Source organism: Psychrobacter sp. BI730, from assembly GCF_013414195.1.
In the GTDB taxonomy this organism is placed as follows: domain Bacteria; phylum Pseudomonadota; class Gammaproteobacteria; order Pseudomonadales; family Moraxellaceae; genus Psychrobacter.
The window spans coordinates 13,873-34,391 of record NZ_JAATTV010000010.1; the positions used below are offsets into that span (position 1 = coordinate 13,873).

Below are 20,519 nucleotides of genomic sequence, written 5' to 3' on the forward strand. Positions count from 1 at the left end.
GGTTATGCGCTAGATCTGGTTTGTTGGTTTGTTGAGAATAGATAGCGGCTTAATCGTTTAAGACAACAAAGCGTCTACTGCCTTGACGGGGTTTACTGAATTTAGCTAACAGTTCAGGATGGGCTTTAATGACAGCCTTACTATCAAGACCGACACTGTCTTTCGAGCGCTTCCACGAAATAGCCCCTTTTTCAAACACTGCCACCTCATTATCTTGAATTAAGCTTTGCAGCTGATGCTTCACCTGATCATGGCGCTGCTCTAGCTCTTGCATATAGTCACGGTAGCTCAGCAACTGCTCAAACAACTTATTGGCACCATCGTCATCTCGCAGATCAAGCTTGCTTGAAGGCTTAGCGGTTGGATAAAGCTGCTTTAATGCTCGAGCAACGGATTCAGAATGATCAGGCGTTGGCGGTGTGTCGGTTTCTACGTACTGCCAGAACAGACGCTCATGCTCCATGATGGACTCAATCAAGCGCTCGTCACGCTCAACCTTGTATATCTTGGCTTCATGACCACAAAGCAGCACGCAGATATGGGCAGCAGTTTTACCAGTCACCGCCAGTTGATGCTGTACTTGGCAAGTGACATATAACGGCACGCCATGCTTCCATAATTTTGCCCCATGCTCCCCAGCAGTTTTACACTCTAGTATTTGTACCTCGTCACTACCAGTAATTGCATAGTCTAAATTGGCAAGCATAAAGGCTTTGTCAGGATCAGGGTGCTGCAAGATAGCATTCACGCGGCGCACCTTATTGCCGGTATGTTCTTGATAGTACTTAGCCACCATCGGCTCCAAGGTATTACCCCAATACAGTGGCGAATACCCCTCGATGCTCTCATCGATGTCTGAGCTCATGCGTCCGGTCTTAATCATCCACAGCTCAAGCATGGATAGGTATGGGTGGATACCACAAGCGGCAGCGGCATCAGAGCTGCCAATGCCTTGTCTGCGTACTTGTAGCCAGTCCTCACGGCTTAAGTCTTTGGTATTCACCAAGCGCTTAGCAGTCGTTGATGTGTTCAGTTGAGTAGGTTTATCAGTGCTATCCATTTGCTTGGTTTTCACCACTGCTGGTTTACGCTTCACAGTAGTGCGTTTAGCCTGTCTTGGCTGAGTATGGGTGTTTAATGCGATCATGTTCATGGTAAATTCCTTCGTTAAATTGGTTATTAGTTGATTACTGATTACTGACAAACAAACGGCATAAAAAAACCACGCTTGAAAGCGTGGTTTAATGTATTGAACGTACTAAGCGTCTTTAGGCAATCAGTGCAAAGGCTTCCTCTAAGCTTTTGTCTTTGAGCTTAGCGCCTGCACCGAACCAAGCAGAATCGAGCCTATGATCTGTCGACATTGCTCTGCGCTCATGGTCCACGTACTCTGTCATTGCTGATAGCAGCCCATAAGCTGTGTCACGTGCTGAATCCAAATCTGCACCGCGACCTTGACCGTTAAACATGTTCATTACCTGATTCATGGCACGGGCATTGGGCACCGCATCTTTTTCTTTCTTAGCACTGTTAAACAGAATGATGTCATTGTCCTGATCGTTAAACACACGGTTCAGGTAATTTGCTGCTTCTGCTTGGGTTACACGGCGCTGGGTTAACTGCTTCATTTCATACATGTGTTCATTCCACTGCTTAACAGAGACGCCTAATTGCTGCTTGACCTTGTCCGCATCAAAGGAGGTGCTGTGCGGTACTTTCACCACGCCGCCGCTGCCGTCAGCGAGGCTAATCGCTAAGGTGTTATTACACACCACACGAATATTAGTGAACTGTGCAGTGGTCGCAAGCGTGCCATCGCAAGCGGTTGCTAGTAGCAGATAGCCGTTACTGACATCACCGCCTTTGAGAGTCATAGACTGACCTGTACGAGCGAGTGCCCACATCTTACGACCACCCTTTAATACCCCTGCCGTCTCAAGCTCAAAGTGTGATTGTTCAGTAAGATCACGATAGAACTCTAGAATTTCACGTGGCTGTACTTCTTGGTAGCGTTGACTGACCACTGATAATGGTTCTAGGTTATCGCTGCGGTACAGGACCTTATTGCTGTCGAAGGGCATGATAAGGCTTTGGCCTTTTTCATTGCTTGCCATGTAGCTGACGTCTGAGGATTCGATACGCCAATCCATACCAGCCTCACGAGCCCAGACTTCAATAGGCTGATTCTTTGGTAGCTGACTGCCGAGACCGTGCCACGGGGTATCGCCGACATAAGCCATATTTTCGATTAAATGTGCCATGATTCATTTCCTTTTTATTGATAAGTTAAATGCATTGAGTAATGCGTTTATTCATTAGTTGAGGGTTGAAAAAACGTGCGTACAGTCATCACAGCGATGCTGCTTATTGATGAGCATCGGTAAAGTGCTATGAGGCTCTGCAAGCTCGATGACGGCTGCAATCGCAGTACCTGCAACCACACCGATCATAGGATGGACTTTGAATGATTTGCATAGACTGACACCAAGACCGATCAGTGCAGCGGGTGATAACAGCTCGTTACTATCAGTCATCACATAAACAGTGGACGACTGACAGCGTGGACATACTGGTTTCATAAGGGCTCCTTATTGCGCGCATAAAAAAGACCTGCACGAGGCAGGCCTTTGATGTTGAGTAAGGATGAGCATTAAGACGCTAATGCTCGATCTCATGAATGTAGTATGTATTTGAAATTAGTTTGTTATGGGCGGTAAACCTCGACGCTTCTTTGTACGGTAGGTGCCATGACCGAAGGTACGCATATTAGGGAGCCATACTTTTAATTGCTGATCTTTCTTGTCAAGCTTGGTTAAATACAACGCTGAGTAAACCGCATTTTCAATCTGACGTAGGTTATTACGATGGATCATACCGACGCCTAATCGATCATTACCGAACTCATCTTTCACTTGGTGCTTTTTCTTATGTTTATTACTATTACAGTTGTAATAAGCACCAAGCCCTTCTGTTATAGCCTTCCACTTCTTACTAATCTCTATAGCTAAAGCGCAGTCGCCCTCACGTCTTGCCCCGTCATATATGAGCAGTAAGTGACAATGAAACCCACCATACTTACCACCTTGTTCTAAAGCCCAGGCATATCCTTGTAAATATTTGAAGCACGATTTCTTGTTACTGATAAGCTCTCTCAGCTTTTTCATGTGATTATTGAACATATGGATAGTGACTAGATCACGGTGTTCCTGCGTGTACATTAAATCGACACGGATAACCAATGATTTTGAATAGTGATTCAGCACATTTCTAGCATAGGTCTCAAGCTTAATTCTATTCTTTCTTTCTTGGATCTGCCAAACATTGTCTGCGCCAATCACATCTTGCCTACAACATAAAATGGATTCGATCAATCGTTGAATATTATCTCGGTTCCAAATCATATTGCACGGGTAAGAATTGCCGACAATAGCATCAGTACCAGAAACAAATGCCTGGATAGGTTCTGAGTAACATAGATCGGTATCGTAGTTCTCCATGAGGGGTAAATATAGCTCATTCAGTTGATTTCTGATGTCATTGCAGGTTACAGAGGAAGACAAGATATCTCTGACTAGTTTGTCAATGTGATTGGTAAGGTAAGATTGATTAATAGGTGAGTAAGACATGATTATGCTCCATTGGGTTTGGTGTACATAACCATCTGTGATGAGTGTAATTTCTAACTGATTAGTATCTAGTATTAACTCATAATATATATACCCCACTAAGCAGGTCACGTGAAAGCGCTGTCTGCTTTTTTAGTTTGTAGCGTTTGGATGCGAGTGAGGCGTGGATTTTGAGAAATGCATAAAGGATGGAGTTAGGTTTTTTAATTATTAATATAATGCTATTATCTAAAGTTGTAGGGCCGATTATCGCGTAAGCCTTTAAAGACTAAGACCCTATAACACTATTTATCTACGATGATACTACGGTAATACTACGGAAACTAGTTTGTATTACTGCTTAATTAATACTGTTATTTTCTTGAAAAAACTGGTTTTTAATGAGAGTGCAATACATGACAGTCTATAAAACGGATAGAAATGGTAATCGAATAGGAATATATAAGAACAGCAATATTTCTTCGCTTGAGGTATTAAGAGAGCTTAATGAACGACAAAAAGGTTTAGCTTCATACATACTGTTTAGAGAATTTAATGAAATAATTCCTAGGGGCGTAACAGAATTAAGTGAGATATTTTCTAGTCTAGAATCTTCTGACAAAGAAAATATAACGGAAGAGTTAGTGAGGGTTGTTAAGGAGGGCACAATTGATGACAAGCACTGGGAGTGGATTAAAAATAGTGAAAGAACAAAATTATGGTTTTGGAATTACTTTAAATACAATCGCATAATTGCGGGCACTAAAAACATCCCATCTCACCAGCAAGCGAGCAATGATTACTTCGAAAATACTATTTTAGATATCTACAGTTATTTCGAATCTGACATTCATATTCCTAACCCTTATGATATGCATAGGTATAAGAAAATTGGTGAAAGAAGTATAGAACTATATAAGAATGACAAGCTTACATATATGATCAAGATAAGAGAGTTTTATGCAGCGTATAGAACGAATGATAGATATTTTGAATGGTTGAATATCAAGGATAATAGTCAGCTAGTTTGGGCTCAAAACTACTTAGAAAAATGTGGGATTTTACTAAAACCTGAGGGGTTTATATCCAATAGCCCAACCATGAAAACCGCACAGATTGAAGCATCTATTGATAGCATAGGAAACTTTGAACCGTTAGATTCTTCGTCTAATACTCCTCCAACAAGATTGTTATTTATAAATAAAATGCGTAGAGCATGGAGTCAGAAAAACTTCCGAGAAGCTGGAAAAGTAAAGTCTAAATATCATTTGCCACTTACTAAACAAACTCGGAAAAGGCTTGAAAAGATAGCTAAGGTTTATGGTGAGAGTGATACGGCAACATTAGAGCTCCTCATCAATTCAGCCTATGAGACAGACTTTATTGATGAACAAGGAAAAGATCTATATTAGTTTTTATCTAGTAGATTTTTTATATCCCTATTACTTAAGCCTTTGTCTAGCAAAGCCTTTACTAAAGCACTGCTATTTATATCAGATAGTGAAGTTTGAATCTGTTTAGTCAGTGATCCTTCAATCTGCTGCCGCGCTGTCTGAAAGTCCACGACCTCGCCTGTGTCTCTAAGTAAGTCTAAAAAATCGGCCCAAACTTGCATAATTTTCCTGCGCTCATCTAAATGCTGCGCGTGGTTATAAACCGCGCGAATGCTGCTTTTTTTATCGTGCGCCATTTGCTTTTCGATCGCATCGCCCATATAGCCAAGCTCGTTTAGATTAGTTGAGGCAATGTGACGAAAGCCGTGTCCTGTTTGTTTGCCAGCATAACCTAAGATATCAAGCGCGTTATTGATGAATTCCTCACTATAGGGCTGATGCATGCCTGTATGATAAAACACGTACTCATATTGCCCCGTGATGGCTTTCATTTCCTCTAGCAATGCGAGCATTTGATCTGATAGTGGTACGACATGCTTACGCGCAATTTTAAGGTTATCAATATCAACACGCCATAAGCGATTGGCAAAATCAATATGCGCCCATTTCATCATGCGTAGCTCAATGGTGCGGCAAAATGAATAAGCTAAAAACTTCATACCCAAGCGAGTCTGATCGTGGCCATGATAGTTCTCGATAGCTTATAGGAGGGCAGGGAGCTCATTAATATCTACATGCTTCATGTGCTGACTTTTCGCTTTGGGGTAGAGTTCCTTTAAATCATCAATTGGATTTTGCTCAATGATGCGTTCGCGTTTAGCACGTCTTAAAACATTAGCCACCAGATCAATTGTGCGTCTAGTGACCTCACGTGGCGGCTCACCTTTTGTGTTCACACGCGTTTCGATCTCATCTGCCATCGATCGACAATCCTCAAAGCTTACATCTTTTAGTGCAATGCCTTCGAAATGAGGCAACACGTCTTTATGCATCCGGTTATAGTCTTGCTGATAGGTACGCGGCTTAACGTTGCGCTTGCGCTCAGCGAGCCAGTCTAAGGCGTAGTCATTGAACTTTTGCGCGTGGATGTTAGCAAGCTTGTCTTGACGCTTTTTATTTTTTGGGTCGATACCATCAGCGAGCAGCGCTTTAATCTCAGTATTGGCTTGTCTAGCTTCAGCAAGCGACATGATGGGGTAAGTACCGAGTGTGAGGCGTGTCTGCTTACTATCAAAGCGATAGGCGCTTATCCATGTCTTTGTGCCAGTATTGCGTACTAATAGCTGTAAGCCTTGCTGATCACTGTATTTGTCAGGACGTGAAGGTGTGCATTTCTCACTAGGTTTAAGCTTGCGGATCTTACTATCGCTTAGCATGTTGGTCTATTCCCTATGGCTTAAAGCTATATGAATCAAGAAATACAACAAGTACGTTGGTCTAATGCTGAATCATAAAGCCTAAATGTTGGTCTTTTTGAGGTCTAATGAAATAATAGACCAACGAATAGACCAACACAAGCCGCGGGATAGGTGGGTTATGTTCGGATAGATTGGGAAAGCAGTAGGCATAAAAAAACGCTAGAAGCGTTATTTATAAAGGGCTGCAAAGATATATGGGAGTGTTTGGGACAAGGTGGGAAAAGTAGGATATTATAAGATTGGCGGTGAAGGAGGGATTCGAACCCTCGATACGCTATGAACGTATACACACTTTCCAGGCGTGCGGTTTCAGCCACTCACCCACTTCACCGTTTTTTGAACGCCTAAGTATAGCGGATACCATTTAAAATGTCACGACTTGCGCGCTATCTTTCTTTATTGGCAAGCGCCTGCTAGGATAGCAAGTATGTAACGGCAAGTATAAATGGTTGAAAGTTGAATGATAAGTTTTAGCAGGATCAAGTACGGATTTACGAACAGGGCGCTGATGGCAGTATTGCTTGTTGCGACGGGTATTACCCAAACACATGCTGATGATTTGACCCAATGTAGCCAGTCTTTTTATGGTGGTGTTTATCCTGAATTTACCAACACCAAGTTAAAAAAAGACACACAAGCATTATGTATGGATGGCTTTGCGGTTATGTACTCGGGGGTATCGCGTACACCGCTCTGGTCAGCAGAGTATCTCGATCGCACGCGTCTACAACAAGCTAAACAGATCGATCGTGAAGACAGCTTTCACGAAGAGAGTAAACTGCCAAAGTCAGCACGAGCCTCATTATCTGATTATTCAGGTTCTGGCTACGATCGAGGACATTTGGCACCCAATGCCAATATGGCCAATCGCAGCCAGCAGTATGATAGTTTTAGTTTAGCCAATATTGCCCCGCAGTCACCACGTAACAATCGCTACATTTGGCGTAATATTGAGTCTGCCACTCGGTATTTAACGCAGCAATACGGTGAGGTGTATACCATCACAGGTGTGGCATTTATTGATAAAAAAACCAAGCAGCTCGCTAACCGTGTCCTTGTGCCTAGCCATTTCTTCAAAGCTGTATATATCCCAGCAACCAATCAAGCAGGCGTGTATTACGCATCAAATGATGAGTCAGAACGCATCGATGTGATCAGTATCGATGAGCTGACCACTGAGATTGGCATCGATGTATTACCTATGCTAGATAGTCAGTCCAAATCTCAAGCGTTTGATTTACCATTGAAGGCGGGTGAGAGCTCAGATACCCCTGAGGCGCCTGTGGAGGAGCCTGAGTGGATGCTGTTTGTCTGGGCTATTTTAGAGTGGTTAATTTCACAATTACAGGCTTAAGCTGAAAGTAAAACCCTAAAATATCCACATTTCGGAAAATATAAATGTTACTGATAATAAGGATAATCAAATGATTGAGCCATTCGCCAACGACCATCAAAGCATGCAGATTGGTGATCTTGTCATTGAAAATCAAAAAGACAAGATTATTATATATGGTGATATTGATCTCACTTTTGACGAATTAGGATACGACCAAGCCCAACAGCTACATGAGCTGTCGGGGAAAATCGTACAAGCATTTGCAGATAAAAATCTATATAGTAAGAATGATGCTAAGTCAAAGGAAAATGATGACCAATTAGATAAAGATATCGACAATCCTTTCCTATAAGTCTTTGATATGGTTTTATTTTTACAGAAATAAGAAACTGTAAAAAAATTACTAGGCAAAACCTAAAAATTGCTTATAATGAGTTAAGACATCGCTTGTATCGCTCGAATCTTTAACCAAAAGCTTATAAGTTGTAATGGTAACTATCATTTAAAAAGGTCGAAACCGTAAAGCTCGTAATGAAAGGTTCTAGCAAAGGATAAGCATAGGACAACAGAAACATAACGTTTCGCGTAATCATTGTATGAAGGGAGTCAATCTATGAAATTATTTACAAAGACCACTTTAGCAGTTGCTGGTATTGGTATTGCTAGCATGGCATTCGCCGCTGACCCATTAGCCAACACTACTTGGCAGACATATGATGAAGGCAAGCCAAAAGGTACGGTAAAGATCACTGAGTCAAATGGTGTGTTGACCGGTACTCTTATTGCTACTAACTCAGCTAAAGGCAAAAAGCACGTTGGTACGACCATTATTAAAGGTCTAAAAGCTGACGGTGGTGGTAAATATAGTGGTGGTACGATTACTGACCCTGAAAAAGGCAAAGACTATCGTATGACTGCAAGCTTAAGCGGCAACACATTGAAGCTAAAAGGCTATATCGGACCATTCTCTCGTAGCCAAGAGTGGAAAAAGAAATAAACTAAAAAACTAGTTTCAGCGTAATATATAAAAACCCGCGTTACCGAAAGGTCTCGCGGGATTTTTTACGTTTTAGATTTAAGCTTATGGCTTCAACAGGGGAGAACTTTAAACACTAAAATTATAAACGCCGATACTACAGTGGGTAGTATCAGCGCATTCAACAGCAATCTTTAGCTTACTTGAAAGGAGCTTATCTTATAAATTCTGGGTAAGCTTCCATACCACATTCTGCAATATCAGCACCTTCGTATTCGTCTTCTTCAGAGATACGTAGACCGATAACTAGCTTGATGATAGACCAAACCACTAGGCTGGCAATGAATACCCAAGCAAAGATGGTTGCAGCACCCACAATCTGACCGATAAAGGTAGATGCTGGGTTAGTAATAGGTACGATTAGTAGACCGAATAGACCGACCACACCGTGAACTGAGATTGCACCAACTGGATCATCAATTTTAATTTTGTCTAAGGCTAAGATTGATAACACTACAATGATACCGGCGATAACACCAAAGATAGTGGCTTGTAATGCAGAAGGAGTTGAAGGCTCAGCAGTAATGGCAACTAGACCTGCTAGTACACCGTTTAGAAGCATGGTTAGATCCGCTTTACCAAAGATGATGCGGGCTAAGATTAAGGCACCGACAGCACCGCCAGCAGCAGCAGCATTAGTGTTCAAGAATACCATTGCAACAGCATTAGCACTAGCGATGTCGCCTAATTTGAGCACTGAACCACCGTTGAAACCGAACCAACCCATCCACAAGATTAGTGTACCGAGTGCCGCTAATGGTAGGTTGGCACCAGGAATAGCACGTATCTCGCCATTAGGGCCATATTTACCTTTACGTGAGCCTAAGAGCAATACACCTGCTAGAGCTGCTGCAGCACCGGCCATATGTACAATACCAGAGCCTGCAAAGTCAGAGAAGCCCATGTCGCCTAGGTTAAATAGACCAAAGACATCGTTGCCGCCCCATGTCCAGCTACCTTCTAGTGGGTAGATAACACCAGTCATGACTACAGCAAACAATAAGAATGACCACAGTTTCATACGCTCAGCAACGGCACCTGATACGATTGACATACAGGTCGCTACAAAGACGACTTGGAAGAAAAAGTCTGATGCGGCAGAGTAGACAGAGTCGCCACCGAAGCCATTTTCAGCAGAGGCTGCTAGAGCGTCTTCTACTAACGTATCACCGCCTGCAATTCCGCTTAAGAATAGGTCGCCACCATACATAATCGCATAGCCGCATACCATATACATGATACTAGCCGTTGCAAATAGTGCGACGTTTTTAGTTAAGATTTCGACTGTATTTTTTGATCGGACCAGTCCGGCCTCTAACATAGTGAAGCCTGCTGCCATCCACATGACCAACGCACCACATATCAAAAAGTAAAACGTATCGAGCGCATATTGGAGCTCAAAGATTTGACTTTCCATTTAAATTCCCCCTTGAATTTATAATATAGATATCGGCATTACCGATAGATAAAAATGCTGTAAGAGTCTGTACCTATAAGTTTATGCCCGTAGGTAGGTCTTCAAATTTAGATAGCGTCAGGTCCCGTTTCACCCGTACGGATGCGGATAACTTGCTCAAGTGCAGTGACAAAAATCTTACCATCACCAATCTTACCAGTGCTAGCGATACGAGTGATTGCCTCGATAGCAGGCTCAACCATCTCGTCGATCACAGCGACTTCGACTTTTACTTTAGGTAAAAAGTCCACCACGTATTCTGCGCCGCGATAGAGCTCTGTATGACCTTTTTGACGACCGAAACCTTTGACTTCAGTGACAGTGACACCTTTAACACCGATGTCGGAAAGCGCTTCACGCACGTCGTCGAGCTTAAACGGTTTTAAGATCGCAGTGATTAGCTTCATAAAAAATTCCTTATTTGTGTGATGCCGCAGATTGATAGAAGTACTATGGTGCATCATCATATCTCTGCCTTGCTTACTGTAAGTTATTCAAGAACTGTGCCAACCTACTCAAGGGGGGAGGTAGAATTGGCGTTGTTCATTAAAAAGTAATGACAGTAGTAACATAGAGTATGGGCTACGATGCAACGATTAGAGCCATCGCTACAAGCATAATAAAGGTGAATCAATCTTTAGCATTTGGTTAACGAAAACTTTATTATAACCAACTTTTTGAGTGCTTGGGGAGGCTATCCCTTTATTTCATGTGACGATTTGCTAACTTGAGTTTGGTCGTTCGCTTGGCCTTTTCATGCAAGCGTATCAAAGATGAATGGCGGGAAGGTAGAGAGAGAATCGAGGTAAGCGGCAGAGCCTAACATAGTAGTCAGACCCTTGGGCTTAGATAAATAAAGGGTTTGGGCGTGTTTATATATACGTCGTTAGGCTTTAGGAAATAGTAGATAAGGGGTTTTTGTACTGACCAATAGCTTTTTAGTGTCGCTACCTTGTAGTAATTCGCGTAGACGAGATTGGCCAAAAGCCCCAGTCATAAGTAAACCGATATCATGCTGATTTTGATAGTAGTTCAAAGCCGCAGCTACATCACGGCAGTCAAGCAATGTCTTTTTAGATTTGATACCCGCCTGTTTGAGCTTGGCATAGGCTTCACGCAACGCATCACAGTTATCAGAAGTTTCCTTGCCAACCATCACAATATGAACCGTTAGTGCACGCACCAGTGGCGTTTTACACAGCCAATTTAGTAGTTTATGGCACGTTGGACTGTTATCAAACGCAAATAAAGCAGTAGTAGGGGGCAAAAATGGTGCATGTGTCACCAAAATAGGGCAGTGGCTGACTCGAATAAGTTGGCTCAGTGTAGATTTGCAAGTGACATGATGCCCTATAACGATCAATTGTGCTTGGTCATCGACGTAATCAATGCTCTGATTGAGGTTCTCATGACGATGCAATGTATATGTCTTTAGCTTATGGCGCTGCTGCTCACAATACGAGGTAGCTTGAGATAATAGCAGTCGGCCCTGCGCTTTTAGCTCACAATTGCTCAAATGCTCTTTGGATGTGAACTGTTCGAGCAAAGCGTTTTCATCATCAATATTGAGGCAACCAGAATAATTAATGGCGGCTTTTTGCTGCAAGCTTGGCATCGAGTGCAATAAGCCAACAGGCGCGCGCAGGCGAATAGAAGCCCACATACTGGCCTCTAGTACCGCTTGAACATGATCAGGACAGTCCAAGCAAGCAATCACACTATCTGGTTTTAAATTACTCATAAAACGACCACATCATTTTAATAATAAATATCGGCTATCTCAGTTTAGGGTTGGCGTATGCAAAATACATCCAACCCTTTTACCAATATAGCTGTCTATTAATATCCGATACATCAGCCATGGACTAACAGTATAGCCACTTGGCAACCGCGTAGATGCGCTTAGTCCAATAAGCCAATATCACGGCGGTCGTGAACAGAGAAGCGGTCAATCAGTGTTCGGCTCGCATTGTTGAGTCCTACCACTTTGACATCAATGCCTTCACGTTGCAAGCGCATCACTAGCTTGTCTAAGGTGTCAACAGCGCTGACATCCCAGAAATGTGCTTGGCTTACATCAATCTGAATGCTGTCTACGGCTTCTTTAGTATCGAAACTATGTAGGAACTGGGTAGTAGAGGCAAAGAATACCTGCCCTTGAACATAATAGTAACGGGTATTACTACTGTCATCATATTCACTAAAAATGGTTAAGAATTGACCAATTTTATTGGCAAATGCTAAAGCAGATAGTAGGACACCTACGCCAACACCATAAGCCAAGTTATGAGTAAAGACGGTAGTCAATACAGTCGCCAGCATAACGATATTAAACGACATTGGATGTGTCTTAAACTCGCGAATCGATTGCCAGTTAAACGTACCAATTGATACCATAATCATGACTGCAACTAAAGCTGCCATTGGAATTTGACTAACCCATTCGCTTAAGAACACGACCATAATAAGAAGGACAACACCGGCTATCAAGGTAGATAGACGAGTACGGCCACCCGATTTGACATTGATCATTGATTGACCAATCATTGCACAGCCTGCCATACCACCGAAAAAACCTGATACGACATTGGCCATACCTTGTCCACGACACTCTTTGTTTTTATCACTTGGTGTATCGGTTAATTCATCGACGATAGTCGCTGTCATCATCGACTCTAAAAGACCGACAATAGCAAGCGCGATAGAATAGGGTGCAATAATCAGCAAAGTATTTAGGTTTAACGGAATATCAGGTAACAAGAATACTGGCAATGAATCCGGCAAATCACCCATGCTGCCAACGTTGCGAATATCGAGATTCATATACATGGCAACGGCGGTCAAACCTACAATACAAATAAGCGGTGAAGGAATGATGCGACCGATTTTAGGGATAAGTGGAAACAGATAGATAATTGCCAAACCAGCTGCCGTCATGATGTAAACGGTCATACCGACACGCTCAGTCATCGGGTTCAGCTCTGGTAATTGTGCAGCAAAAATCAAAATTGCTAGCGCGTTGACGAAACCAATAACTACGGAGCGGGAGACAAAGCGCATTAGGTTACCAAGCTTTAGGATACCCATAACGACCTGAATGGCACCGCAAAGTAAGGTCGCGGCAAGCAAATATTGCAAACCATGGTCAGCGACCAAATCGACCATTACGAGTGCCATAGCGCCAGTTGCTGCCGAAATCATACCTGGACGGCCACCAACAAAACTGATTACGACTGCGATACAAAATGAGGCGTATAAGCCAACCTTTGGATCAACACCAGCGATAATAGAAAAGGCAATGGCTTCTGGAATAAGGGCTAGTGCTACAACCAAACCCGATAAAACGTCACCGCGAACATTGGAAAACCACTCGTCACGCAAGTTATCAATAAAAGATGTCATAAGTAAACTACATAGGGTTAGAGGCAAAAAAAGTAATCATTACTCATTCATAAAATGATCGCGTCGCTAATAATAGCTATTCATTTTTCTTTTACTTCAACATGCACTAGGTCATGTTGCTGTGTTGAATTGTGAGAAACTAATAACCGAGGTATCTAACTACTAACTAAGGTATCTAACTACTAACTAAGGTATCTAACTACTAACTAAGGTATATATTGATTTTTTTGGTATCAAAAATACGCTCATCAATAATCAATACGATGATAAGGGTAGTAAATTACCTAAAAATATTTTTTAAAAGATTGCTTAAAATAGGCGACTAGATAGATGTACCTACAATAATATATAGAGTCAGCAATCACTTGCTGTAGTAGAAGGTGATATATCACTCGTCAAATTATCAAAATTGTCTGATACACCCTTATTACAACGAGAATCGTTGATGAAGAGACGTGACAATCGCGCGATAAATGTGACAACATGCTAAACTAAAATGCTTGAGCAATGTGCTCAGCAAAATACTGATAAATATTAATCAAGCTGACTATTATAGCATTAGCCACTTAATATAAAAACAGGCGAATAATAGCATAAACTCATAAAAAATCAGTACCGAAATCTGAACGATGGCGTTAAGATGCTGCACATCTTAGCGGTGTCGATTAGAGTCGCTATAAAGCAGATTTATTTGATGCAATTTTTCTCGTTTAATAGAAGGAATAGATATGACCACTAATACAGCAACAGAAGCCTTACTTCATAAGGGTAGTGGTCTACAAGTCGTGGTCGGTTTGGGGCAGTCTGGATTGTCAGTCGCGCATTATCTGGCCAAGCAAGGCTATCAAGTCGCAGTCACTGATGCTCAAGTTACCCCTAAATTGGCCGATAAGTTGCCAGCCGAGATTGAGATTCGTCAATTCGGTGAGATAGATGCCGATTTATTGCAGCAAGCGGCACGTATTATTATTAGCCCAGGTATTTCTCTTGAGACTGCCGCTGTGGCTGCTGCTCGCCAAGCCAATATTCCTGTAGTTAGTGATATTCAACTATTCTGTGAAGCGTGTACCGCACCCATCGTAGCGATTACAGGTTCTAACGCCAAAAGTACGGTCACTACGTTAGTTGGTCAAATGGCAGCTGATGCTGGCGTTAACGTGGGTGTTGGTGGCAATATCGGTGTACCCGCTTTAACATTGCTAGATAATTCTGATATGGAGCTTGCGGTACTTGAGTTGTCTAGCTTCCAGTTAGAAACCGTCACCAACTTGGGCGCAAAAGTAGCAACTGTGCTCAATATGTCGCCTGATCACTTAGATCGTCATGGAGATATGCTTGGCTACCATCAAGCCAAACACCGTATATTCCAAGGTGCTAAATCAGTGATGATTAACCGCGAAGATGCACTGACTCGTCCATTGGTCGCAGACAACCTACCGAGAATCAGTACCGGTATTCATGCCCCTGATAAAGGTCAGTATGGTCTTATTACCGACACAGAAGGCCAAACTTATCTTGCTCGTGGTACAGAACGATTACTGTCGGCAGACAAACTGTTGATTAAAGGTCGTCATAATCTACTGAATGCGCAAGCGGCTCTGGCACTTGGCGAGCTTGCAGGATTACCGCTAGAGAGCATGCTAACCACTTTACAGCGGTTCACAGGTCTTGAGCACCGCTGCCAATATGTGGCAAATGCTGCTGGCATTGATTATTTCAATGATTCTAAAGGCACCAATATTGGTTCGACCATGGCCGCTATCGAAGGCTTGGGCGCAGTCTATGCGCCAAAAGACGGTAAGCTACTATTGATCCTAGGCGGGCAAGGCAAAGGGCAACAGTTTGGTGAATTAACGCCTTTTATCAATCAATATGTGAGCCAAGTCTTGTTCATTGGTGAGGATGGTCAGCAGATTGAACAACATCTCAGAGCTGCGAAATTGAGTGATGATGTCGCACTACATCAGTGTCAGACACTAGAGAACGCATTTGCGACTATTCAACAAGTCACTACCAGTAGTTTATCGCAAGTACAAGCTGTATTGCTGTCACCCGCTTGTGCTAGCTTTGACCAATATAGTGGTTATGCGGCTCGCGGTGAACACTTTAGCCAACTGGTCAATCAATTAGACACCGCACAATCAGAAGCTTGATAGGTAGTCGAATATATTAAGCAGCTATATAGGTTGGCATAGCAGATGTCTATTCTCTAGCAACAGCCAGTATTTTCTGGATAAATGATTGTTTTGCTTATAGATTGCTGCTACTGTCAAGCATATAATCCTGATTACTAAAATAGGTGCTAGCTAAGGCGTTTGTCGATGGTTAAAGGTTTTTTATTACCATCTATTTAGTACGATTTATTTTATAATTTTTTAAACGGTGGCGTTTCATAGACGCCGTGTTTTTTCGTTTGTTAGTGTATATAAAATTATGGCGCTCTCTTCTTTTTTTCGTTCCTCGCCCCAAACCAAGCAAACCTCTGGCTCAGACGGTGTTCTGTCTATGCCGTCAGCGCGCGCAATTTTATTATCTAGCGTCGGCTGTATGATGGTGCTTAGTCTTCTGATGGTGGCTTCTGCTTCTATCCCTTTTGCGCTTAGCCGTGGTATGACCGAGCTGTATTTTTTCAAAAACCAGCTGTTGTATATGACGATTGGTTTAATCGTTGCGGTCATTCCTTATTATGGCGTGTCTTTACGCACCCTATATAAGACCGAGACCCAGTTTGCTTTGCTGGGCATCACGGGGCTATTGCTTGTTGCCACATTGTTTAGCACACCAATTAATGGCTCTAAACGCTGGCTTACGGTAGGTGGTTTTAACTTTCAGGTAGCCGAGTTAGCCAAACTGGTCATGATTGTGTTTGTATCTGACTTTGTGGTGCGCCGATCTTTTGAAGTTCGTAATGGCCTAGATGGTTTCTTACGAATTATGTTGGTAGTGGCGCTGATCACGATACTGCTATTGTCGCAGCCAGACTTTGGTTCTTTTGTCGTCATCATTGGTACGCTGTTCGCGATTTTTTATATCGCTGGGGCGCCTTATAAGCATTTCTTAGCATTGGGTGCTGCTGCTATCGGTGGGGCGGTATTGATGGTGACTACGGCAGAGTACCGACTGGTGCGTGTAATGTCGTTTATGGATCCATTTGATGATGTGCAAGATACTGATTATCAGTTGGCACGTAGTTTGATCGCCTTTGGCCGTGGCCAGTTCACGGGTGTCGGCTATGGCGAAAGTGTACAGAAACTGTCGCATTTGCCTGAGGCGCATACGGATTTCCTATTAGCCATTACGGGTGAAGAGTTAGGGTTCGTCGGTGTCAGTATGGTACTGATACTTGAAGCGCTGATCATCGGTAGTGCGATGCGGATCAGTTACAACGCGCTGAAACGTCGTCAAATGCGCATGAGCTATACTGCTTTCGGTATTGGTGTGGTATTTATTGCCCAGACGATTATTAACGCTGCGATGAATATGGGTGCTATTCCAACCAAAGGTCTCACTATGCCGTTCTTTAGTTATGGTGGTTCGTCTATGTTGATTAGTTTGGTTATGGTCGCGCTATTATTGAAGATATATAAAGAAAGCCCTGAAATCGAGAAAAGCCAATGCCGTTATTACTAATAGGCTTTGCCTATAATTGGCTGAGTGTCATGTAGCTTTAAGATTTCGGTAAATCATGCCCAGTACGATTGGCATCAAAGCGTCACTCATAGTGGCGCTTTTTATTGTCTATTTATAGCTTTTGAACTCTTATTAATAGGACAAGTTTAACTGTTGCTTGCCTTGTAGTGGGGTATTGTCCCATTGCGTAATGGCTTGTTTAAGCATGTTTTCTGGGGTATCGATATCGACCTTTGCTTGCTGTAGTAGTGATAGGGCTTCAGCAATAAGTTGACTCGGGTCTGATGTGTCAATTGGTTGAGCAAGGTTTTGCTTAGAGAGTTTTTGGCCGTCAGCATTATTAATCAATGGCAGATGAGACCATTGGTCAATAGTAGGTAGGCGCGCGGCTTGCATAATGCCGATTTGCGCGGTCGTCATAGGTAGAATATCAAGGCCACGCATGATATGAGTAACCTGCTGTAGACCATCATCGAGACTGGCTGCCAGTATGTAATTAATCATACCATCTTGGCGGCGAGCCACCATATCGCCTAACGTCTGCTGCGGATTATCCCACTGCAATCCCTGAATACCGTCATTGAAGCCAATCCGATAGTCTGGTAGCTGAATACGTAGCTTATGTTGCTGTCTATCAAGGTCAGATGCCACACAGCGACGTGGATAGCGCTGCCGATTTGGCTGTACTTGGTCAATTGATGAAACTTGTTCGTCTAACGATGTCTGGTCGGTCAGCGCAGCTAAGCTAGCACGACTATGGTTTCTACTTATCTCTTCTTGCGCCCAGTACTGTTCTAAGTCTTTACGAGAACATTTGCAGCCATAGGTCAATGGTCGCAGGTATGATGATAGATAATCGTTGTAGATATCAATGCGCTCAGACTGATAAACAACATCACCATCCCAATGTAATCCAAGTGCCTCCAGATCCATCAAAATTTGCTCAGTGAACTGTCTATCACAGCGTTCAGTATCGGTATCTTCCATACGCAACAGCCACTTACCACCGATTGATTTGATATGGCAAAAGCTGGCAAGCGCGGTGGTTAGAGAGCCAAGATGCAATTCACCCGTTGGTGAAGGCGCAAAGCGACCAATGGGCTGTGATGGTGGCGTTTGAGTCGGTATGGCTGTAGGCATTGTTTTCAAAATAAATGGCTGTCTATAAGAGGTAATAAAGATAGAATAATAAATATAAGTATCAAAAGATATTCATTAAATGAGATTGTTTTGTTAGTCATGTCATTATTCAAGCGATTGTGTTTTTCAGAGCAAAATTAGTAATGCAGCAAAATAGTGACAGTCTAAAATACAAAAAGCGACCTATTATAAGGTCGCTTCTGCTTACATTTATATCTGTAATATCTGATCTAAGCGCCTTGGTTTTGACGTTCTTTGATTTCAGATAAGGTTTTGCAGTCGATACATTGAGTTGCGGTTGGACGTGCTTCAAGGCGACGTAATCCAATCTCTACACCACAAGTCTCACAAAATCCATAGTCATCATTTTCGATTTCTAACATAGATTTGTCGATTTTGCGGATAAGTTTGCGCTCACGGTCGCGAGTACGTAATGCCAATGCAAACTCTTCCTCTTGAGTGGCACGGTCATTGATGTCTGGCATGGCGCTTGACTCATCTTGGATGTAGTTTTTGGTACGATCCGCTTCGCCAACCAGTTGGTTTTTCCAATCCAATAAAATAGCCTTAAAGTGCTCCAACTGCGCATCAGACATATACTCTTCGTCTTTGGCCGGCACATAAGGAGTAAATTTAACTTCACTCGGATTCGTGGTCAGGGTGCTCATATGGGTATCCTACTTTTTCAAATTAATTCAATAAAACGACGTATCAAAAGACAAGACGTTATTAATGCTACAAACGCTACAATTTGTCCTTTTATCAAACGTTTCACCACTTGGTAATACAAGTAACACAGCTGATCAAATAATATCGTAAACTTTATATCCTGACAGTTATATACCGATTGTTAGATAGGTTGTTATACAAACTTCGGTTTGAATAATACTGTCTAAAGCATGCCGTAGGTCATTGATTGTGAAAACTGAGCTTGTGGTTAATGGGCCATCCTAGCTATCTTGCAGTGGCTTCATATCAGATATTGGGCCACCCTTGCTTTATTTCATAAGTTGTATCATTGTTTGTAATAATAATGAAGTGATTTTTTATATTGAATTCATATTTTATTTGTTCATCACTGCATTTTTGATTAGGAATTATTGACGAAAGCTATAAGTACAAAGGGCTATAGCTTTTACTAGTACCAATAATTCTGGGCATCAAGTATCCAGTCTTTCAACCCAGCTTGCAACTGTTCCATTGTTGGCTAATTGCAACCAGCGATATCCTGGTAATGCATGCTCATCATAAGAGAAATCATCTTCATAGGGTTTGAACTGATAGCAGGTAGATGGCGTGCTATACACCGTGACGCCTTGGCGCAGTCGAACTTGCTCTTGGTGAGTATGCCCACTGATCACCACTTGTAGCTGTTCAAATGGTGCCATATGCTCCCAAAAGCTCTCAGTGTTTTCTGCCATATGGGTATCAATCCAGTCAGAGTCAACTGGAACAATATGATGGTGTAGGGCGATTAATGCAGGCTTATTACAGGTACTGAGTCTCTCACATAACCAATTAATATCAGTAGGCGTAATCTCGCCTGCGACCTTACCAGAAATGGATGAGTCTAATAACAACAGCTGCCAGAAGTCAGTCTCAATGACATGACGACTTAACAAACGTGAGTCAGCAGGCTGAGCGACAAGCTCTCGCTGAAAAAATGGCAAGTCTTTACCATTCTCGTCCGTCACATCATGATTACCAGCAATACAAGCAAAAGGAATCTGAGTCGCTTGTAATACAGTAAAGATATGATCGTAAATTGAAGACTTTACTCGATTGACCAAGTCACCGGTCACAATAATCAAATCACAGCGAATATCTTCACTAAGCGCCTGCTGAAGCACGGCTTCAAAACTACGCTGACAAGTTACGTCATCACTATAGGTGTTACTTTCATCAACAAAGACAGGCGTCGATAAATGCAAATCAGTAATCTGTAAAATATTTATCGTTTGGTCAGAGGTGCTTAACTTATTGGCAGGATAGTTTGGCATTGGTTCAGTCCCTTATCGAATCACAACAATAAGTATTGTTAGCGCGAGTATGGATAAATGAGCTACTATTTTTCACTGGGTATTTATAATTATTATCAATCT

General features: G+C 42.4%; 19 protein-coding genes and 1 tRNA gene. 6 read left to right on the forward strand and 14 right to left on the reverse strand.

Features of this window, described 5'->3' with window-relative positions; genetic code table 11:
• Nucleotides 1-49: 49 nt before the first annotated feature.
• From HCZ91_RS08890 to HCZ91_RS08905, 4 genes are all read right to left on the reverse strand, one after another.
• Nucleotides 50-1,060: a lambda-exonuclease family protein gene (locus HCZ91_RS08890; protein WP_257020029.1), complete on the reverse strand. Its 1,011-nt coding sequence runs from the start codon at nt 1,058-1,060 to the stop codon at nt 50-52.
• Nucleotides 1,061-1,268: 208 nt separating this feature from the next.
• Entirely contained in the window at nt 1,269-2,261 is a 993-nt protein-coding gene (locus tag HCZ91_RS08895; RefSeq protein WP_179799098.1) for a DUF932 domain-containing protein, read from the reverse strand.
• Between the two features lie 54 nt (nt 2,262-2,315).
• Complete coding sequence (locus HCZ91_RS08900; RefSeq protein WP_179799099.1) at nt 2,316-2,579, reverse strand: hypothetical protein; 264 nt, start codon at nt 2,577-2,579, stop codon at nt 2,316-2,318.
• Between the two features lie 117 nt (nt 2,580-2,696).
• A complete protein-coding gene (locus HCZ91_RS08905; RefSeq protein WP_179799100.1) occupies nt 2,697-3,626 on the reverse strand; it encodes an inovirus-type Gp2 protein in 930 nt (309 codons plus the stop codon).
• A gap of 395 nt (nt 3,627-4,021) precedes the next feature.
• On the opposite strand from HCZ91_RS08905, the gene HCZ91_RS08910 reads away from it, so the two are divergent.
• Entirely contained in the window at nt 4,022-5,017 is a 996-nt protein-coding gene (locus tag HCZ91_RS08910; RefSeq protein WP_179799101.1) for a hypothetical protein, read from the forward strand.
• Here HCZ91_RS08910 and HCZ91_RS08915 read toward each other — a convergent pair.
• From HCZ91_RS08915 to HCZ91_RS08925, 3 genes are all read right to left on the reverse strand, one after another.
• Nucleotides 5,014-5,658 carry a site-specific integrase gene (locus HCZ91_RS08915; RefSeq protein WP_179799102.1) on the reverse strand — a complete coding sequence of 215 codons (645 nt, stop codon included), beginning with the start codon at nt 5,656-5,658 and terminating at the stop codon, nt 5,014-5,016. The genes HCZ91_RS08910 and HCZ91_RS08915 overlap by 4 nt on opposite strands.
• A 42-nt stretch (nt 5,659-5,700) precedes the next feature.
• Nucleotides 5,701-6,375: an integrase arm-type DNA-binding domain-containing protein gene (locus HCZ91_RS08920; RefSeq protein ID WP_179799103.1), complete on the reverse strand. Its 675-nt coding sequence runs from the start codon at nt 6,373-6,375 to the stop codon at nt 5,701-5,703.
• Between the two features lie 282 nt (nt 6,376-6,657).
• Nucleotides 6,658-6,748: transfer RNA gene (locus HCZ91_RS08925), tRNA-Ser, on the reverse strand.
• Between the two features lie 177 nt (nt 6,749-6,925).
• Between HCZ91_RS08925 and HCZ91_RS08930 the strand changes: the two genes are divergently transcribed.
• The 3 genes from HCZ91_RS08930 to HCZ91_RS08940 all read left to right on the forward strand — a co-directional run bounded on the left by HCZ91_RS08930 (nt 6,926) and on the right by HCZ91_RS08940 (nt 8,750).
• Nucleotides 6,926-7,771: a DNA/RNA non-specific endonuclease gene (locus HCZ91_RS08930; protein ID WP_218870115.1), complete on the forward strand. Its 846-nt coding sequence runs from the start codon at nt 6,926-6,928 to the stop codon at nt 7,769-7,771.
• 70 nt (nt 7,772-7,841) lie between these two features.
• Complete coding sequence (locus HCZ91_RS08935; RefSeq protein ID WP_102092103.1) at nt 7,842-8,105, forward strand: hypothetical protein; 264 nt, start codon at nt 7,842-7,844, stop codon at nt 8,103-8,105.
• Nucleotides 8,106-8,366: 261 nt separating this feature from the next.
• Nucleotides 8,367-8,750 carry a DUF2147 domain-containing protein gene (locus HCZ91_RS08940; protein ID WP_101205965.1) on the forward strand — a complete coding sequence of 128 codons (384 nt, stop codon included), beginning with the start codon at nt 8,367-8,369 and terminating at the stop codon, nt 8,748-8,750.
• A gap of 193 nt (nt 8,751-8,943) precedes the next feature.
• On the opposite strand, the gene HCZ91_RS08945 is transcribed toward HCZ91_RS08940, so the two are convergent.
• The 4 genes from HCZ91_RS08945 to HCZ91_RS08960 form a co-directional block, all read right to left on the reverse strand.
• Nucleotides 8,944-10,206, reverse strand: a complete 1,263-nt coding sequence (locus tag HCZ91_RS08945; RefSeq protein ID WP_101205964.1) for an ammonium transporter — start codon at nt 10,204-10,206, stop codon at nt 8,944-8,946.
• Between the two features lie 107 nt (nt 10,207-10,313).
• Complete coding sequence (locus HCZ91_RS08950; RefSeq protein ID WP_010197981.1) at nt 10,314-10,652, reverse strand: P-II family nitrogen regulator; 339 nt, start codon at nt 10,650-10,652, stop codon at nt 10,314-10,316.
• A gap of 479 nt (nt 10,653-11,131) precedes the next feature.
• Nucleotides 11,132-11,986, reverse strand: a complete 855-nt coding sequence (locus tag HCZ91_RS08955; protein ID WP_102092102.1) for a universal stress protein — start codon at nt 11,984-11,986, stop codon at nt 11,132-11,134.
• A 161-nt stretch (nt 11,987-12,147) separates the two neighbouring features.
• Nucleotides 12,148-13,647, reverse strand: a complete 1,500-nt coding sequence (locus HCZ91_RS08960; protein WP_179799104.1) for a SulP family inorganic anion transporter — start codon at nt 13,645-13,647, stop codon at nt 12,148-12,150.
• A 728-nt stretch (nt 13,648-14,375) separates the two neighbouring features.
• On the opposite strand from HCZ91_RS08960, the gene murD reads away from it, so the two are divergent.
• On the forward strand, nt 14,376-15,800 hold the full coding sequence (gene murD, locus HCZ91_RS08965) for a UDP-N-acetylmuramoyl-L-alanine--D-glutamate ligase (RefSeq protein ID WP_179799105.1): 1,425 nt from the start codon (nt 14,376-14,378) through the stop codon (nt 15,798-15,800).
• A gap of 280 nt (nt 15,801-16,080) precedes the next feature.
• Nucleotides 16,081-17,277 carry a putative peptidoglycan glycosyltransferase FtsW gene (locus HCZ91_RS08970; RefSeq protein ID WP_179799106.1) on the forward strand — a complete coding sequence of 399 codons (1,197 nt, stop codon included), beginning with the start codon at nt 16,081-16,083 and terminating at the stop codon, nt 17,275-17,277.
• A 132-nt stretch (nt 17,278-17,409) separates the two neighbouring features.
• Here the strand turns inward: HCZ91_RS08970 and gluQRS are convergent, their stop codons facing one another.
• From gluQRS to HCZ91_RS08985, 3 genes are all read right to left on the reverse strand, one after another.
• Nucleotides 17,410-18,417, reverse strand: coding sequence for a tRNA glutamyl-Q(34) synthetase GluQRS (gluQRS, locus tag HCZ91_RS08975; RefSeq protein ID WP_179799150.1), 1,008 nt, complete (start codon nt 18,415-18,417; stop codon nt 17,410-17,412).
• 230 nt (nt 18,418-18,647) lie between these two features.
• A complete protein-coding gene (dksA, locus tag HCZ91_RS08980; RefSeq protein ID WP_179799107.1) occupies nt 18,648-19,085 on the reverse strand; it encodes an RNA polymerase-binding protein DksA in 438 nt (145 codons plus the stop codon).
• Between the two features lie 492 nt (nt 19,086-19,577).
• Nucleotides 19,578-20,417 (reverse strand): metallophosphoesterase, encoded by an 840-nt coding sequence (locus tag HCZ91_RS08985; RefSeq protein ID WP_160022077.1) that lies wholly within the window; start codon nt 20,415-20,417, stop codon nt 19,578-19,580.
• Between the last annotated feature and the right edge of the window lie 102 nt (nt 20,418-20,519).

Excerpts from the sequence above, each read along its gene's own strand:
- HCZ91_RS08915 (WP_179799102.1), bottom strand. The coding sequence starts at position 5,658 with ATGAAGTTTTTAGCTTATTCATTTTGCCGCACCATTGAGCTACGCATG.
- HCZ91_RS08900 (WP_179799099.1), bottom strand. The coding sequence starts at position 2,579 with ATGAAACCAGTATGTCCACGCTGTCAGTCGTCCACTGTTTATGTGATG.
- HCZ91_RS08940 (WP_101205965.1), top strand. The coding sequence starts at position 8,367 with ATGAAATTATTTACAAAGACCACTTTAGCAGTTGCTGGTATTGGTATT.
- HCZ91_RS08950 (WP_010197981.1), bottom strand. The coding sequence starts at position 10,652 with ATGAAGCTAATCACTGCGATCTTAAAACCGTTTAAGCTCGACGACGTG.
- HCZ91_RS08930 (WP_218870115.1), top strand. The coding sequence starts at position 6,926 with ATGGCAGTATTGCTTGTTGCGACGGGTATTACCCAAACACATGCTGAT.
- gluQRS (WP_179799150.1), bottom strand. The coding sequence starts at position 18,417 with ATGCCTACAGCCATACCGACTCAAACGCCACCATCACAGCCCATTGGT.
- HCZ91_RS08920 (WP_179799103.1), bottom strand. The coding sequence starts at position 6,375 with ATGCTAAGCGATAGTAAGATCCGCAAGCTTAAACCTAGTGAGAAATGC.
- HCZ91_RS08955 (WP_102092102.1), bottom strand. The coding sequence starts at position 11,986 with ATGAGTAATTTAAAACCAGATAGTGTGATTGCTTGCTTGGACTGTCCT.
- HCZ91_RS08970 (WP_179799106.1), top strand. The coding sequence starts at position 16,081 with ATGGCGCTCTCTTCTTTTTTTCGTTCCTCGCCCCAAACCAAGCAAACC.
- murD (WP_179799105.1), top strand. The coding sequence starts at position 14,376 with ATGACCACTAATACAGCAACAGAAGCCTTACTTCATAAGGGTAGTGGT.
- HCZ91_RS08960 (WP_179799104.1), bottom strand. The coding sequence starts at position 13,647 with ATGACATCTTTTATTGATAACTTGCGTGACGAGTGGTTTTCCAATGTT.
- HCZ91_RS08910 (WP_179799101.1), top strand. The coding sequence starts at position 4,022 with ATGACAGTCTATAAAACGGATAGAAATGGTAATCGAATAGGAATATAT.
- HCZ91_RS08985 (WP_160022077.1), bottom strand. The coding sequence starts at position 20,417 with ATGCCAAACTATCCTGCCAATAAGTTAAGCACCTCTGACCAAACGATA.
- HCZ91_RS08935 (WP_102092103.1), top strand. The coding sequence starts at position 7,842 with ATGATTGAGCCATTCGCCAACGACCATCAAAGCATGCAGATTGGTGAT.
- HCZ91_RS08895 (WP_179799098.1), bottom strand. The coding sequence starts at position 2,261 with ATGGCACATTTAATCGAAAATATGGCTTATGTCGGCGATACCCCGTGG.
- dksA (WP_179799107.1), bottom strand. The coding sequence starts at position 19,085 with ATGAGCACCCTGACCACGAATCCGAGTGAAGTTAAATTTACTCCTTAT.
- HCZ91_RS08945 (WP_101205964.1), bottom strand. The coding sequence starts at position 10,206 with ATGGAAAGTCAAATCTTTGAGCTCCAATATGCGCTCGATACGTTTTAC.
- HCZ91_RS08890 (WP_257020029.1), bottom strand. The coding sequence starts at position 1,060 with ATGGATAGCACTGATAAACCTACTCAACTGAACACATCAACGACTGCT.
- HCZ91_RS08905 (WP_179799100.1), bottom strand. The coding sequence starts at position 3,626 with ATGTCTTACTCACCTATTAATCAATCTTACCTTACCAATCACATTGAC.